At 40.1% G+C, this 16,555-nt stretch carries 16 protein-coding genes and 2 tRNA genes; 9 read left to right on the forward strand and 9 right to left on the reverse strand.

The window, feature by feature from the left end; genetic code table 11:
* Positions 1 to 138: 138 nt before the first annotated feature.
* The 3 genes from rprY to JHU38_RS09720 form a co-directional block, all read right to left on the reverse strand.
* A complete protein-coding gene (gene rprY / locus JHU38_RS09710) occupies positions 139 to 837 on the reverse strand; it encodes a response regulator transcription factor RprY (protein ID WP_107580762.1) in 699 nt (232 codons plus the stop codon).
* A 45-nt stretch (positions 838 to 882) separates the two neighbouring features.
* A complete protein-coding gene (locus JHU38_RS09715; protein ID WP_107580763.1) occupies positions 883 to 2,454 on the reverse strand; it encodes a sensor histidine kinase in 1,572 nt (523 codons plus the stop codon).
* 262 nt (positions 2,455 to 2,716) lie between these two features.
* Positions 2,717 to 4,876 carry an elongation factor G gene (locus JHU38_RS09720; protein ID WP_107580764.1) on the reverse strand — a complete coding sequence of 720 codons (2,160 nt, stop codon included), beginning with the start codon at positions 4,874 to 4,876 and terminating at the stop codon, positions 2,717 to 2,719.
* Positions 4,877 to 5,082: 206 nt separating this feature from the next.
* Here JHU38_RS09720 and hemW point away from each other — a divergent pair, with 206 nt between their 5' ends.
* The 4 genes from hemW to JHU38_RS09740 all read left to right on the forward strand — a co-directional run bounded on the left by hemW (position 5,083) and on the right by JHU38_RS09740 (position 7,910).
* On the forward strand, positions 5,083 to 6,231 hold the full coding sequence (hemW, locus tag JHU38_RS09725) for a radical SAM family heme chaperone HemW (protein ID WP_107580765.1): 1,149 nt from the start codon (positions 5,083 to 5,085) through the stop codon (positions 6,229 to 6,231).
* Between the two features lie 77 nt (positions 6,232 to 6,308).
* Positions 6,309 to 7,082 carry a tRNA threonylcarbamoyladenosine dehydratase gene (locus JHU38_RS09730; protein ID WP_107580766.1) on the forward strand — a complete coding sequence of 258 codons (774 nt, stop codon included), beginning with the start codon at positions 6,309 to 6,311 and terminating at the stop codon, positions 7,080 to 7,082.
* Positions 7,083 to 7,752: 670 nt separating this feature from the next.
* Positions 7,753 to 7,826 (forward strand) — tRNA-Pro (locus JHU38_RS09735).
* 13 nt (positions 7,827 to 7,839) lie between these two features.
* A tRNA-Cys gene (locus tag JHU38_RS09740) sits at positions 7,840 to 7,910 on the forward strand.
* Positions 7,911 to 7,951: 41 nt separating this feature from the next.
* On the opposite strand, the gene JHU38_RS09745 is transcribed toward JHU38_RS09740, so the two are convergent.
* The 5 genes from JHU38_RS09745 to JHU38_RS09765 are packed head-to-tail and all read right to left on the reverse strand — an operon-like array spanning position 7,952 to position 12,865.
* Positions 7,952 to 9,052, reverse strand: a complete 1,101-nt coding sequence (locus tag JHU38_RS09745) for a lactonase family protein (protein WP_107580767.1) — start codon at positions 9,050 to 9,052, stop codon at positions 7,952 to 7,954.
* A 4-nt stretch (positions 9,053 to 9,056) separates the two neighbouring features.
* The gene (gene cdd, locus JHU38_RS09750) at positions 9,057 to 9,539 is read right to left on the reverse strand and encodes a cytidine deaminase (protein ID WP_107582258.1); all 483 of its coding nucleotides are present in this window, start codon (positions 9,537 to 9,539) and stop codon (positions 9,057 to 9,059) included.
* 13 nt (positions 9,540 to 9,552) lie between these two features.
* On the reverse strand, positions 9,553 to 10,995 hold the full coding sequence (locus JHU38_RS09755; RefSeq protein WP_107580768.1) for a hypothetical protein: 1,443 nt from the start codon (positions 10,993 to 10,995) through the stop codon (positions 9,553 to 9,555).
* Positions 10,996 to 11,013: 18 nt separating this feature from the next.
* The gene (locus JHU38_RS09760; protein WP_107580769.1) at positions 11,014 to 12,201 is read right to left on the reverse strand and encodes an MFS transporter; all 1,188 of its coding nucleotides are present in this window, start codon (positions 12,199 to 12,201) and stop codon (positions 11,014 to 11,016) included.
* A 22-nt stretch (positions 12,202 to 12,223) separates the two neighbouring features.
* On the reverse strand, positions 12,224 to 12,865 hold the full coding sequence (locus JHU38_RS09765) for an HAD family hydrolase (RefSeq protein WP_107580770.1): 642 nt from the start codon (positions 12,863 to 12,865) through the stop codon (positions 12,224 to 12,226).
* Here JHU38_RS09765 and JHU38_RS09770 point away from each other — a divergent pair.
* The 5 genes from JHU38_RS09770 (at position 12,864) to JHU38_RS09790 (ending at position 15,756) form a co-directional block, all read left to right on the forward strand.
* Positions 12,864 to 13,253, forward strand: a complete 390-nt coding sequence (locus JHU38_RS09770; protein ID WP_107580771.1) for a hypothetical protein — start codon at positions 12,864 to 12,866, stop codon at positions 13,251 to 13,253. The two genes, JHU38_RS09765 and JHU38_RS09770, sit on opposite strands and share 2 nt — an antisense overlap.
* Complete coding sequence (rsmG, locus tag JHU38_RS09775) at positions 13,253 to 13,870, forward strand: 16S rRNA (guanine(527)-N(7))-methyltransferase RsmG (RefSeq protein WP_107580772.1); 618 nt, start codon at positions 13,253 to 13,255, stop codon at positions 13,868 to 13,870. The genes JHU38_RS09770 and rsmG overlap by 1 nt, the downstream gene beginning before the upstream one ends.
* A 5-nt stretch (positions 13,871 to 13,875) precedes the next feature.
* On the forward strand, positions 13,876 to 14,520 hold the full coding sequence (locus JHU38_RS09780) for an MBL fold metallo-hydrolase (RefSeq protein WP_107580773.1): 645 nt from the start codon (positions 13,876 to 13,878) through the stop codon (positions 14,518 to 14,520).
* A 27-nt stretch (positions 14,521 to 14,547) separates the two neighbouring features.
* Complete coding sequence (gene ruvC, locus JHU38_RS09785) at positions 14,548 to 15,114, forward strand: crossover junction endodeoxyribonuclease RuvC (protein ID WP_107580774.1); 567 nt, start codon at positions 14,548 to 14,550, stop codon at positions 15,112 to 15,114.
* A gap of 156 nt (positions 15,115 to 15,270) precedes the next feature.
* Positions 15,271 to 15,756, forward strand: a complete 486-nt coding sequence (locus JHU38_RS09790; protein WP_107580775.1) for a hypothetical protein — start codon at positions 15,271 to 15,273, stop codon at positions 15,754 to 15,756.
* A gap of 97 nt (positions 15,757 to 15,853) precedes the next feature.
* On the opposite strand, the gene JHU38_RS09795 is transcribed toward JHU38_RS09790, so the two are convergent.
* Positions 15,854 to 16,501 carry a TetR/AcrR family transcriptional regulator gene (locus tag JHU38_RS09795; protein ID WP_107580776.1) on the reverse strand — a complete coding sequence of 216 codons (648 nt, stop codon included), beginning with the start codon at positions 16,499 to 16,501 and terminating at the stop codon, positions 15,854 to 15,856.
* Positions 16,502 to 16,555: the final 54 nt, after the last annotated feature.

A 16,555-nucleotide genomic window follows, 5' to 3' on the forward strand; every position in this document is an offset into this window, starting at 1 on the left:
AGTGTTAAAATCAGGTAGTTTTTTCTGACAAAATCACGGAAACACTGAATCAATAGTAACCAAAAGGGCCGAATTCCAAGAAGAATTCGGCCCTAACTTTATAATTTTCAAAAAAGGTTTAGCGGACACTCATAAAAATCAAACTTCCTCCGGGGTGATTAATTTGTATCCTTTACCATGAATATTGATAATCTCGATCTGATCATCATCTTTCAAATGCTTACGCAACTTTGTGATATACACATCCATAGAACGAGCATTGAAGTAATTGTCATCGATCCAAATTGTTTTTAAAGCGAAATCACGCTGGAGGATCTCGTTCGCATGAGAACAGAGAAGGGCAAGCAGTTCGTTCTCCTTTGTCGTCAGTTTGGTTTGTTTGTCATCAATTGTCAGAAGCTGCTTCTGAGTATCAAATGTAAAACGACCAATATGATACAAAGTTGACTCTTTATTCTTCTTACCACGAACACGGCGTAAGATCGCCTCAATACGGAATACCAGTTCCTCCATAGAGAAAGGTTTCGTAATGTAGTCATCAGCACCAATCTTGAACCCTTCCAGAATATCATCCTTCAACGTTTTGGCCGTGAGGAAAATGATTGGAATTTCAGCGTTAGCCTGACGAATTTCCTGAGCCAGGGTGAAGCCGTCCTTTTTGGGCATCATAACATCCAGTACGCAGATATCGAACTTACTCTTCATAAATTCTCTATATCCAATTTCGCCATCAGCGCAGAGCGTTGCGACAAAGCCTTTGGCTTGAAGATATTCACGAAGCAACATACCTAAATTTTCGTCATCTTCGCACAATAAAATTTTCAGTTTTTCTTCCATAATTATTTAAATTAAATGTTTATATTTATTGAATACGATTATATATTAAGACTCATCAGCAACAAATGGTATTTTAACCGTAAACTTTGTTCCTTTTCCATATTCGCTATCTACTTTTATTTCTCCGCCATGCAAATCTACCATCTTCTTGACATAGGCCAAACCAAGCCCAAAGCCTTTCACGTCATGGACATTACCCGTATGAACCCGATAGAACTTTTCGAAGACCTTTTTTAAGTTATCTCGCTTTATACCTATTCCGGTGTCTTTTACGGAAAAGCAAACGAAATTGCCTTGATTCCACGTCTTTAAATATAAATTCAACGGCTTCTCCGGCTTACGGTATTTTACAGCATTGTCTAACAAATTAAAAATAACATTCTGGAAGTGCATTTCATCCACATAGATTGTTGAATCAACAGCTTCTATTTCCGTGAAAATTTTACCTCCGGTATGCTCAACACGTAGAGTAAAAGAATTACCAATATTCTCAATCAGCTCGTTTAAATCAAGCTCCTTTTTCTTCAAAACGGCCTTTTTCCGATCATACATCGACATTTGTAAAACTTTCTCGACCAAGAAACGCAAACGTTTGCTTTCATCATTGATGACTCCCCCCAAATGACTCATCATGACTTCACTCTTGTTGACACTCTTATCATTCAACATCTGCGCGGCCAAGGAAATACTGGCTATTGGCGTTTTCAATTCATGCGTCATGTTATTAATGAAATCGTTTTTGATCTCGGTATATCTTTTTTGACGGAAAACGACTACTATTGTAAAAATGAAAGTAACCAATAGAACAAATGTGAATACGATACTGGGTATCATAAATTTCACAGATGAGAAGATATAACTACCCATATCCGGGAAATGCACTTTGACAACTCCCATTTTTGAAGATGGGTCGTTTCTAAACAACGGTTGCGAGTATGTATTATCTTCACCGTCAGCAGAGTAGTCCGGACACCTATAAACCTCACGTCCATCTTGAGTGCAGACCGTAAAATGATAAGGGATATTAACCCCATTATTTATCATTTCGGCCTTAAGATCTTGATCAAGCAGCTTAAAATTGATGCGCTCTTTCAGTGGCTTGTCGCTCGCCGAATATAGTATAGAATAAACGACCTCATCAAGTAATGCTTTTTGATAAATATACCTGTTCTTTACAATCTCCTGTAAGGATTTAGAGGCTTCAGAAATTGTATTCTTGTCACTCTTGAGAATCATGGCTTTAGGGCGTTGAGCAGGGCGTGTTTCAATAGTTTTAAGTTGAAACGAAGAGTAGATTGTACCATCCTTGCCCGCAACAGCATAAGAATGAGACTGTTGAATCGAACCATCATTGCCCAAGATTCCTGATCTGGCGCCTATAGAATCTTTCTTAAATGCCTTTCGCTCTGTCTCATTGACATCTTTTTCCAAATATCGTAAGGTTTCATTCAGCTCTAAATTTCGAGAAGCCTGATAAAGCGCACGCATAACGCTCTCGTCAAACTGCTCTTTCTTCATATTAGCCATCTCCTGTATATAATTAAGCTGTAGATAGAGGAGGGCTAAAAAAGACAGTCCCATGATGATAGCTATCGTCCAAATTGTTTTTTGCTTCATACAAGTTACTACATTAGTTTATACTTCTATTACAAAGATAGAGAAAAACTTAAAACGTTAACGATATGATGTTAATTCCATTGCGCTATTTTGCAATAATTAACTACAATATCAAAAACTACACATAAATAATTAACTATATGCGTTTCTTATAATCATCATTCTATAATTTAGATCTGTCGGAGAAAACACATCAGGGCAAAAAAAGTGAGGATACATTAAAGCATCCTCACCACAATAAAAAATGAAACCGTAGAGTTAGTTAATCCTCGTCCTTCATTTCTTCTTCATGTTCTTCGATTAACTTTGACTGAATCTCATTCGGCACAAGCTCGTAACTGGCAAACTTTGTAGTAAACGAAGCACGACCACCTGTAATAGAGCTTAAACTTATAGAATAATTAGCTAATTCCTTGAGCGGAATCTTTGCTTGCAGCTTCTGATAACCGGCTTCGCTATCCATTCCCATAATCAAAGCTCGGCGGCCTTGCAAATCACTCATCACATCGCCCATGAAATCGGATGGGACAAAAACTTCGAGATCATAAATTGGTTCCAGAATCTTCGGACCGGCAATCTTAAACGCGTCTGCAAAAGCATGCCTTGCCGCTAACATGAAAGAGAGTTCGTTGCTATCTACGGGATGCATCTTGCCATCATAAACAATAATGCGAACATCACGGGCATAACTTCCTGTCAACGGACCATGTTCCATACAATCCATAACACCTTTCAGAATAGCGGGCATGAAACGAGCGTCAATAGCACCGCCTACTACAGAATTGATAAATACCAGTTTGCCTCCCCATTCAAGGTCTATAACCTCTTTGCCCTTGATATTCATCTTAAACTCCTGGTCGCCAAATTTATAGGTAACCGGGTCGGGCATACCTTCGGCATATGGTTCTATAATCAAATGCACTTCACCAAACTGACCGGCTCCACCACTCTGCTTCTTATGACGATATTCTGCTTTTGCGCATTTTGTAATCGTTTCGCGATATGGAATTTTAGGTTCTCCAAATGTTACATGCAGCTTTTCGTTATTTTCCAGACGCCATTTCAAAGTCCGCAAATGAAACTCTCCTTGGCCATGAACAATTGTCTGACGTAACTCTTTCGACTGCTCAATAACCCAAGTCGGATCTTCTTGCCGCATTTTAAGAATAGCCGCCATCATTTTTTCGGTATCTTGCACGTTATCAGCCTTGATAGCACGACTATATTTGGAATTCGGATATTTAATGAAATCAAATCGCCATTCGACGTCTTTTTCATTCAGCGTATTGCCTGTCTTGACGTCCTTCAATTTCACGGTACAACCTATATCGCCTGCCATCAATTGATCAACCGCTATACGATTCGCGCCTGCGCAAGCATAAATCTGCCCCATGCGTTCACGGCTTCCACGGTCGGAATTAACCAAATCATCTCCAGGCTTAACTGAGCCACTCATAACCTTAAAGTAACTAACTTCGCCTATATGAGGCTCCATACCTGTCTTGAAGAAATATAAGCTTTCCGGCCCTGTTGCGTCTGCAGCGACTTCCTCGCCTCTTGTATTATGAATCTTTGGCATTTCACTTACAAAAGGAACAACATTACCCAAAAATTCCATCAAGCGCTGCACTCCCATGTCTTTACCTGCACAAACACAGAAAACAGGAAAAATAGAGCGCGTAACCAAGCCCTTGCGAATGCCTTCACGCATTTCGTCCTCGGTTAATGCTTCTGACTCAAAGAACTTTTCCATCAGTCCTTCGTCATTTTCTGCCGCAGCTTCTACCAAAGCCTTGTGCAACTCCATAGCCTTGTCAAGCTCTTCCGCGGGAATTTCCTCCCGTATAGGTTCGCCTCCATTAGCGCCCCAAGAGAGCTTTTTCATGATCAAAACATCAATAATAGAATTGAAACCGGGACCTGTCGACACGGGATATTGCACTTGGACACACTTCGGACCATAAATATCCTTCATCGACGAAATAATGGAATCAAAATCACACTTCTCCGAGTCAAGCTGATTAACTAAGAATATGACCGGCTTTTGAAGTTTTTCTGTATATCGGAAATTATTCTGTGTGCCAACTTCCGGACCATATTGCCCATTAATAACGATTACGGCTTGATCCGTAACATTCATAGATGTAATGGCTCCGCCGATAAAATCATCACTTCCGGGACAGTCGATGATGTTTAATTTCTTATGATTCCATTCCACATGGAAGACTGTCGGAAAGACGGAATAACCATACTCAAGCTCCACAGGAAAGTAGTCGCTGACCGTATTCTTGGCCTCAACGCTACCCCGGCGCTTGATGATACCAGCTTCAAATAACATACTTTCGGCAAGAGTAGTCTTGCCGCAGCCCGCACTGCCAAGTAAAGCAATGTTCTTAATCTCATTCGTTTGATAAACTCTCATATCAAAAGATTTAAAGTGTTAGAATTATTGATCATGGTAACAACTAACTGTTTAGTACATATACAGTTGTTGTCTTTTATTGTGGTCTAAGATACTATTTTTACCCCTATGTCCCAAAGAATTCATACAAAAAAATGAGAGTTTTAAAACATATTAGTAAATTTGTATGATTTTTGTTGCCCACTTTTATTTTCCACATTATATAAATGGCAGGACTATATATCCATATTCCCTTTTGTGCAAGTAGATGCATATATTGCGCCTTTTACAGTACGACATCTCTCAAGCTGAGAGATTTATATGTAAATATGTTATGCAAAGAAATGGAATTAAGGAAAGACGAAGTTGACACTATCCACACAATATACTTAGGTGGAGGTACGCCCAGCCTTCTGTCTCCTCAAAACCTAACTCAGATATTTAAACAAATTGACGCGTCTTTCAATCTATCGAAGAATCAGGAAATCACTATCGAATGTAATCCGGATGATATTACTCCAAACTTTGTAGAGGCTCTCGGCACATTGCCCATCAATAGAATCTCAATGGGTGTTCAGACCTTTGACAATAATCGATTACGCTTTTTACACCGACGGCATACCCCGCAAGACGTTTACAACGCTGTTAAAAAGTTACAAAAGGCCAATATCTCTAATATTAGTATAGACCTTATTTTCGGATTCCCGGGCGAATTATTAAGCGATTGGGAGGCAGATATCGATAAGGCGCTTTCACTAAACATCCAACATATATCTGCCTATAGTCTGACCTACGAAGAAAATACCGTGCTCAATAAACTCAAAGCCAACGGCTCTGTTTCTGAAATAGAAGAAGAAATTAGCATAAGAATGTTTCAAAGATTGAAGGAACGACTCGAACAAGCCGACTTTGAACATTATGAGATCAGCAATTTTGCCAAAAGAACAATAACAGCAAACGGCGTAGCCTCTTCATACCGTTCACGCCATAACAGCAGTTATTGGCATGCCGTCCCCTACATTGGAATAGGGGCCGCGGCGCACAGCTACGATGGGACTACAAGGAAATGGAATGTGGCAGATCTGCAAACTTATATGGACAGCATCAATCGGGCGATACTGCCATACGAAATGGAATCTTTAAATACGGAAACACAATACAACGACTGTATTACAACAACGCTACGAACGAAGGAAGGTATTGATCTTGCCCTTTTCAAAGAGAAATTTGGCAAACATTTATATCAGTATCTCCTACATGAAAGTGAGCAATATTTGAATCGCGGTCTGCTGGTTATACAAAACGATCATCTTGCTTTAAGCCAACAAGGCATCTTTGTTTGCGATATGATTATGACAGACCTGATGTATATATAGCCAAAGCACAATATCCATAAATTGTTTTCGGAAAAATATTGTACTTTTGCAGCCGAAACATTTATGCGGAAACAAATATGCAGAATCAATTTTCACGTACTCAGCTTTTGTTTGGCAAGCCTGCCATTGATACTCTAAAAGGCTCTCGTGTTGCCATCTTTGGTATTGGAGGTGTTGGAGGATATGTCGTTGAAGTGTTGGCCCGTAGCGGTGTCGGCGAATTAGATCTGTTTGATAATGATCGCGTTTGTCTTACCAATATCAACCGTCAATTATACGCGCTTTTATCTACCGTAGGACAATATAAAGTAGATGTTGCCGCAGAACGTGTCAACGACATAAATGAAAGTTGTATTGTCCACAAACACCAAATGTTCTATCTTCCTCAAAATGCCGATTCAATAGACCTGTCTGAATTTGATTATGTTGTTGATTGTATCGACACCGTAACAGCCAAACTTGAACTTATCAAGCGATGCCATGCTTTAAACATCCCTCTGATTTCATGCATGGGCGCCGGTAATAAAATTGATCCGACCGCTTTCAGAATTTGCGACATCAATAAGACCGAGATGGATCCCCTTGCAAAAGTGATAAGAAAGAAACTACGCAAATTAAACATACCCAAATTAAAAGTGGTTTGCAGTGATGAAAAGCCAATAAAACCTATTGAAAATGATTCTGTTTCGTGCGGCCCCCATCCTTTCTGCCCCGACAAAGACGCGGGAAAATACACGGGACGTAAAGAAATTCCTGCAAGCAACGCCTTTGTTCCCGCTGCAGCCGGACTTATTCTTGGTGGCGAGGTTGTAAAGGATCTCATTCAAAAATCACACACAATGCGCATCTGATGATATCTACCGCACCCTGAATTATCTTTACATATACCATCAAAAAAGTGGCATTATTTTGAAAAAGAAAAGAGAAGGACGAAAATAAGCGATTGTAGAGCAAGTTTATAAAGCGCTGGTTATCAGTTTATTGTACTTTTTAAGGTATTTTTTCTTCGTTTTTTCCCCTTAATCGCTATGCTTTCAGGCCGTAATCGTGGCCCTTTCATCGGCTAAAAGCTATGCTTTGGCCTTGTAATCGCTATGCTTTGAGCCGGTAAAAGGATAACTTTGGGCATAAAAGGGTATCAAAATCGGCAAATCAAAGAAGTTTTTCGCCATTTCGGCAGTTAGATGAAGCGTTGCGGAAGTGTTAAAATCTGGTAGTTTTTTCTAACAAAATCACAGATACGTTGAATCAATATAATTGGATGGGCTTACAAGTGATGAAGCCGGAGACTTCATCATCGGTGCGTCTCTCCCGCCCCCATAAACGATTGACAGATTTATATGGCTTCATCGCTTGCTGACTTGTTCCCACAAATTATCAAGTGAGCCCGAAAATGACCATTCTGATTTTTTACAGATCCGTAGCTCTTTAAACTAAAAAAGAATCGAAAAATTTGGACAATTAAAAAAAATAGCCTACCTTTGCATACGCAATGTAGGAATGTCATCCGTTCAGAGCAATCGGGGTGTAGCGCAGCCCGGTAGCGCTCCTGGTTTGGGACCAGGCGGCCGCAGGTTCGAATCCTGTCGCCCCGACTTGAACAATGATGGTGTCTTAACCGAGCGGTTAGGTAACGGTCTGCAAAACCGTGTAGAGCGGTTCGACTCCGCTAGACACCTCAACAAAAAAAAGGAACCTGATCGGTTCCTTTTTTTTGTTTTTATCTGTTTGGCGCAAATTGAATACAAACAGGATGTGGTAATCGAATATCATTATTCGTATTCAAAAGCAAACCGGACTTTTTATTAATCCGATACACCTGAATTACGTCACTATCTCTACAAGCTACCAACAGATATTTTCCATTAGGAGTTATATTAAAGTTCCGAGGATGTAATCCTGTCAGTTGATAACCTATTTTCTTTATCTTCCCGTCATTTAATACCTGAAATATTGACAGTCCGTCATTTTTAAGCCGATTACTCGCGTATAAAAAACGTCCGTCGGGTGTCAAATGGATATCGGCGCCTCCACGGGCATAACAGGAATCAGACAAAACGGTTTGCAATAATTTCAGCCGCCCGGCATGATACCGAAATACCGTTACCGCTCCAGACAATTCGCTCATCACATACACAGTCTTTCCGCTTCGTGAAGCTGTAATGTGACGGGGGCCTGAGTCATGGGCAAGTTTTCCTGCCACACCGTTACCCTTCAGTTTTCCGGTTTTCTGATCAAAATAAAATGAAAGAATTTTATCCGCACTGAAATCTGAAGCTAAAACATATCCATCACGCATCTGCTTGACGCAATGTACATGTGGCAAATTTTGCCTTGCATGATCAGGACCACCGATTCCCCCTTTAAAGAGTGCGCTCATCGGCGCTAACAGTCCGTTGTCCGTCAGTGGAAATACACTCAGAGAGCCACCACTGTAATTGGCGGTGAAGACAGCTTTTGGTGCAACTTCCACATAACAAGGATCTGCCCCATGAGTAAGTTGCGTATTTAGCAAAGTCATTTTTCCTGTTTGCTTATCAAACCCTATCGCACTCAAAGAAGCTGTATTGTCACCAACCTCGCTCACGACATAAAAACGCTTTGACTCTGCCCCAAAAGCTAAATAAGATGGATTTACGTAGACCAATGAGTCTAAAATCACATGTGTCCCTGTCTGTTGGTCGAAACGAAAAGAATAGATTCCATGACTCTGCGTATCTGTATATGTCCCGACAATCATGGTCAAGTCTTTGGGTTCTTGCGCAGTCGCTATTCCCCAATCAACGCATAAAAGAGCCAAAGTAAACAAAAATTTCATCATGGTTCTACCCTTGCATATTTTTATCAATAAATGAAAATGGTAACATATCCTTTACAGAATCAATGATGTAAAGCTCCTCACTACCATAGAGAAATATCTTTAAACTAATTCCATAACGATCTTCCATTTCCATCATAACCTGCCTACAGGCTCCGCAAGGAGTGATTGGCGATGACAAAAAGCCATTTGGGTTTCTCGCGGCGATGGCTAATTGTAAGATGGCCTGGTCAGGATATTGAGCTTGGGCCGCAAAGATGGCGGTACGCTCCGCGCACAGTCCGGAGGGGAACGCCGCGTTTTCCTGATTAGCCCCAATCACAATCTTTCCATCTGCCAACCGGATTGCGGCTCCAACGTTAAAATGACTGTATTTTGCATACGAATTAACTGTTGCCTGCATGGCAGCACGAACCAATTCTTGCTCATCAGAGTCTAACTCTTCGAGCCGGCAACTCCTGTAATTTATCTCTAACTTCTGTTTTTTCATACCATTATGCTCTTTAATTTTCAAGAAACTCATAAGCGCCCGCGTCTGGTAAAGAATCCCGCTGACGCCCCGCGTAATCAGTACGTGGCGCCGATTTAGGATCGGCCAAACCAATTGCCTTTGCCCCTTTTTTCAATCGGAAGTTATAATATAATGTTTGTAAATCAATATCACTAAACTGAAATATCCCTACCCCAACCGTATCCTTTGGTTCTTCATACACGTTATTTTCAAAATGAGACAGATCGTTTTGCGCTGTAGGAAGATTTGTACGCAAAAGACAATGGGCAAATTTATACACACTCTCTTTAGAACCATCCTCCTTAACAATCTCTATCTCAGAATCACCATATCCGGTAACTATAGAGTTAAGCATATTAAAATGTAAAGGAGATTGCTCTGACACATACAGCGCTTTTTCTCTTCCTCCCACAAAAGGATAGAACTGGGCAACCGTAACGCCATTTAAAGATATATCGCCGCCATGAAATGCCAGACAATTTTTAGACGTATTCGAGATAATGCTATTTTCTATATGAATCTTAGCATTAACCGCCGACAAACCATATCCGTCACAATTATGTATCCAACTTTGAAATATCTCTATTTTACTTCGCTGTACATCTTCTGTTGAATCACAGGAGATGCCGTTCTTTGCCGAATGAATATCTACAGCATTCATACTGTTTCCATAAGAATTGTGACCAATAACAATTCCTTTCCACTGCCCGCTAATTCTATCATAAGGTATCCTTTTATCAATATTATCCAGGCGGGTACCTCTAAAAGTAATAGGTTTTTCGGGCGTACCTTTGCACAGCAGCCTGCCCTCCACTCGCAACGAGGCTTGCGAATCAAAATAAAACTTTGCTCCTTCACCTATGGTGAGTGTCGCGTTCTCTTTCACGACGATCCCCTTTCTCACAAAACAAGGACGCGTACTCAACCACTCCGTGTCGGCCTCCACCGTCCACGTGTCAATAATGTCGGCCTTCAATACGTATGTCCGCATGACGACTTCTTGCCTGAGTCCGCTGCCAAATATAAAAGACAATTTATCTTCCAACAATGAAATTTCCTCCTGATTCTGTTCTCGCGCGGTCAATTCTACAAAAACCCTTATGCTATCATTACGCTTCAATTCTACATCACGCAACTGACTCCCCTTGGTTGTGCTTAAATAAAGGCCATTTACGTTTACCCGATACCCTAATTGATTCCCTTTTTCAAGAACGACATCAAAACGCAGGTTTTCATTTGTCCGGTTATAAACCCAAAAAGAACGTGTAGAAGACGGTATCGTTGCGAAAATAGTATCCATACGAATCGTATCTTCAGAAAAAATCAACCCTTGCTTGGTATCTGAAGAAAAAGGATCATCAACAGCACAAGATGTCAAACTTACGATGATGATGACAATAACACCAAATAGAAAAAAGCCAAACTTGTGTATCATCTTGATAAATAACGCAATTTATCTGTTTTTATTTTCCATATACCACCTATGTGTATAAAAGTGATAAATAAGCAAAGAAGCTATTGAAATGCTTAGTGCTGTTATTAATGCAATTTGCAGATTATCATAAAAGAAAAGATACCCCAAAACAACTCCAAGCAACAATCCCGTTTCCCAACTCAAAAAGAAAGAACTCTGACTTGTTCCTCGCTGACAATGCTTACTCAGTTTTATAAAGAATAATTGGAACCTCGCGCCGATGATTCCAACACCAAAGCCGATCAATACCGGCTCGATCATGGAAACGATAGTGTCTTGCTGCTTAAGTAGCATGAGCAACAATGCTATAATCATCGCAAAATGCCCGGTTACAATCTCACTTTTCAAATCAGCATTGATAAAAATAAAACGCTCCGAGACAACAGCTGACAGCAAACCTAAAAACACCATAAAATAAAACTGCATGCTGAAGTTATTCACCAACAATATACCCACGACAATCAATATGATGGCCTGATTACAGAATAAGGTTATGCTCTGTGGCAGGAAAAAGCGATCCAGGCTATAATGCGGCACTTCATCATCCGGTGCCTTGAATGGAAATTGTACCAACGATATCAAGCATAAAGCTATAAAAGCAAGCCCCATCGAACCCCAATAATTTACTTGAAAGTCACTGATATGCAGAATAAAAATGGCAATAAAAGGACCAATGGGCAACGCTAAACGAGCAAACCAACCACTCACATAATTAGCTTCCGTCCGCCGGAACGATTCGCATACATCTATAATTAACGTCGAAAACAAAATCATTTGAGAGAGCCCGTAGAAAGCCCCTAACAATAAGTTCAAGGCAACATATCCCCACATATATGTTCGTGGAGGTAAATAACCACTTTCCTTTGACAGGAGCCCAATGCCTCCGAGGACAATGATCATCCCCAAAATACTCCTGATACATATGTTATTACGTCTGTAGGTCTGAACAAGGTAAGAACATTTTGCCCCCAACAGATAAAGCCCCACCCCATAACCACCAAAGGCCAAGGCCACCGAGGTCGGAGAAAAATTCATGGAAAGTAACACGGAGGGTAATGAGACAAACTGCATATACACTGCTGCTGTCAGAAAAAAGCATGCAAAAGCCAACATCCAAAAAGTAGTATGCCAAAGCTTTGCGTGTACAGGGGTGTTTTGAGTATCCAAAAGCGAAATATTAAAGTGTAACTTATGATGGGATTAACTTGAGTATATCATCAAACTCCAATCCTTTATAATGCGGTATCACCAAATCAGCCAGTGGAGCGATTTCCTTTCGAGAATTCGTAGTCTCTAACGCTACTGCCGTCATTCCGGCAGCTCTGACCGACTTCAAGCCATTAATGCTATCTTCAAAACCAATACACTCTTCGGGAGTTACCTTGAAGTAATCAGCACTCATCAAATAGCATTGCGGGTGCGGCTTACTCTCTGTAAAATCTTCACTTGTAAATATCCTGTCAAAATAATCTATAAACTCAGGATGTTGTATATAGACTTGCTCCATCTTCGGAAGATTACTACTGGTAACGACCGCAGCATGAAAGCCTTTTGAGCGCAAATTCTCAATAAAATGCTCAAAACCCGGGATATAAGTATAATTCATGTTTTTCTCTAAGCTATTGATTTCTTCTATAATAGAAGTCTGCACCTCTTTCATACCCGGAAAATAGGTTTCAAAGATCTGCTCAAGTGTCTGACCTTTGATTTTATTTTCAAAACCATCTACCCCCGGCAGATACTTGGAACCTAAAGTCTGCCACAGTGCGGAATATTGATGCTCCGTATCAAAAATAACACCATCCAAGTCAAAAAGAAAAACTTTTTTCATGAATAATCAAAATTTTGTGCAAAAATACAAAAAGTTTATATATATAAAGATAAATATGGTGCAAAATGATGTATTTTTGCATAAGAATCAGATGAATATATCATTCTGTATCAATAAATCTGACGGAAAGTTTTTAACGCTTAACGATATTATTCCACACGCATACATCAGAGATGCTAAAATAGAAATCATCCAAAAATTATGTAAAGAATTCCATGTCGACAATGAACAACAATTAGCCGGTTTGTCTGTTTTATTCGATTTGACGTCCGAACTTCCCGCTAATTTTATTCTTCATGATTCATTTATTACCATTCTGTTCAACCAAGATGAGTTAACCTCACTTCAGAAAGGAATCATAAGCATTGACATTAAACGATTCTCATAATGAAACTTATCAATAAATATTTTAAAGAGCTAACGGATATACAGCGCCAGCAATTTGAATTGCTGGGGCCCCTTTATAAAGAATGGAACAAAAAGATTAATGTCATTTCACGCAAAGATATTGATAACATATACGAACACCATGTTCTCCATTCCTTAGCCATTGCCAAGGAGTTTCATTTCAAGGATGGGACTAACATACTCGATTTCGGTTGTGGTGGTGGCTTCCCCGGCATACCACTTGCCATTCTCTTCCCCCATTGTCAGTTTAAATTGATTGACGGAACAGGAAAGAAAGTAATGGTCGCCCGTGAAATAGCCAAAGCTATAGGACTCCACAATGCAGCCCCGGTCCATTTGCGCGGAGAAGAAGAAAAGGGACTATACGATTTTGTTGTCAGCAGAGCGGTCATGCCACTCCCCGACATGTTTAAAATCGTCAAAAAGAATATCAGTAAAACGATGAGCAATGCCCATCCCAATGGCGTTATTTGCCTAAAAGGCGGACAACTCGCCCAGGAACTCAAGCCCATGGGTAAACAGGTAGAGGTGATTCCTGTCAGCAACTATTTTGAAGAAGAATGGTTTAAAGAAAAATATATTGTTTATTCTTATTAATTAAGATGATTGAGTTAAAAACTTTTGTATGCAATATGCTCCAAGAGAATTGCTATATTGTCTATGATGAAACCGGAGAATCCGTCATCATCGATTGTGGAGCATATTTCCCGGAAGAAAGACAGGCTATCGTCACATACATAAAAGAAAATGAGCTGCGCCCTGTCCATCTTTTGGCTACCCACGGACACTTGGATCATAACTTCGGAAATGATACGATATATGACAACTTCGGTCTGCCCCCTCAAGTCTGTATAGAAGATAAACATTTGATGGCGTCATTGAAGACACAAGCCCGAAAGTTTTACAACATGGAGCTCTCCTATGAGTTTCCTGTCGTTAATCATTACTTAGAGAACGACGAAATCATCAAGTTTGGCAGCCACGAAATCAAAGTTATCAAAACACCGGGGCATTCAAAAGGCAGCGCGGTCTTTTATATCGTTTCGGAAAATACACTTTTCAGTGGCGACACGCTTTTCTATCGCAGTATTGGCCGAACTGACTTTGCGGAAGGCAGCATGTTCATGATCATCAACAGCCTCCGCCAGTTAGCACAATTACCCGACTGCACAAGGGTACTGCCTGGTCATGGTCCGGAAACAAGTATCGGTGAAGAATTGGCCCATAATCCCTATATGGGCAGATAACGATCCCAAACTCAAATTTATAAGGAATTGGATAAAACTCAGAAAATCATATTAGGTATTGACCCCGGTACCAACGTAATGGGGTACGGAGTTATTAAAGTCACGGGAAATACAGCGCAGATGGTAGTCATGGGTGTCATTGATTTACGCAAAATCAGAGATCCCTATTTGCGTCTTGGAAAGATTTTCGATCGCATTACAAGCATTATTGACGAATATCTACCCGACGAAATGGCTATTGAAGCCCCTTTCTTTGGTAAGAATGTTCAGTCCATGCTCAAATTAGGAAGAGCACAGGGAGTTGCTATTGCCGCGGCCATCCACCATGATGTCCCTATCCATGAATACGCTCCGCTGAAGATTAAAATGGCAATCACAGGACAGGGACAGGCTTCCAAAGGGCAAGTGGCCGACATGCTCCAGCGCTTACTTAAATTAGACCGTACAGAAATGCCCAAATTTATGGACGCAACCGATGCGCTTGGAGCTGCTTACTGTCATTTCATGCAAATGAAGAATCCTGACATTGAAGGTAAGCACTACCATAATTGGAAAGATTTTGTTACTAAAAATCCAACCCGTTCAAGCCTATAAAGTATTATTTTCATAGAAAACGACGGGCGTTTTTTGCTCCCAACAATGATTTTTGATGAAAATAAGAAACTGAAAGATGATTTTACACCACACATAGACCATCATCTACGCTTATAAAAATTAATGTCGTAATATAAACTAAAAATAATTATTAATATGAAGAAAACTATTATCGCACTTGTGATTCTATGCACATCTTACACAACACTGCAGGCTCAAAAGGTTTACAACGAGATTCTGCAAACATCCACCGAAGTCGCAAAAGACAAAAATAACGATCTGGAGAAACGCAAGGTCGCTACCTTTAAGGTCGACGCCTTGAAGTACATGTTGATGAAAACGAAAGAACTCATGCCCGACAGCTCCATGCACATGGTAGACGTTCAGGCCTATGCCATGTATTGCTTTGTGAATAATTACATTACAGCCCTTACCAAAGCAAAAAAGAAAAAAGACAAGGAACTTGTTAAAACCATTTATAAAGAAGCAACGATCCATTGCCCGAGATTCAACGACATGGATAAGGAGCTAATCCTTGCCTACTACAACAACGAGAATTTTCTCACGCAATTTGTATTAGATTGCGACTGGGAGAAGGCTTTAAAAGAAGTAGAAAACGTTACGCAGGCCATAAATAAATAATGACGAAAACCAACAACAAGAGGACATGTCAAAACCGGCATATCCTCTTGTAAGCCTACCCTATTATATATAATTTCAGCGGACGGCAACAATTCAATTAAAACAAACTACCATTTAAATTTCCGCTTTCAAGATATTTATCTACAACTTCAAGTCCCTTTTTAGTAGCAAAGCCACGAACAAAGACGGTTATAATATTTTGAAATATGTGTTGAAGACCATAGACCCGGTAGATTTCTTTTTCCATCGCCCCACGGATCATCTCATCACACAATTTAGAAATCAGTTCATAATCCAGATTCTTCAGAAATATATCTTCCTTTATTCCTGCCTGAAAGAACTTTATTGATCTGATATTGCGTTCCGCATGAATCGTTTCCAAATAAGCGACGACGTTCCCATACTTATGAAGATCCATAAAAAAGCAAGGATTTATTGTGGCCAGACGTTTCATCTGCATCTGGAAGAATTTCATCACAACTTCCATCGCATTATGGGCTTTCTTATCGGCAAACAGCTGAAGCTGCGCCTCAAAAGCCGATTCATCACGCTTTAATCCGGCTAATAACAACTCCTCCTTATTGGCATATAATTCATACAATGTCCTTTTGGATATCTGCAACTTTTTGGCAATATCATCCATCTTTACATTTCTAATCCCATTGGAATAGAAACATTGCATCGCCACATCTATAATTAATCCTTTAAGATTCTGTCGATAAGCCGTCTGTCTACTTGTGTCCATATTCTAAATTTATACTTGCAAAGTTACAAAAAAAACAAAAAACCAACTTCCTTT

This window comes from Prevotella illustrans (genome assembly GCF_017426725.1).
GTDB lineage: Bacteria > Bacteroidota > Bacteroidia > Bacteroidales > Bacteroidaceae > Prevotella > Prevotella illustrans.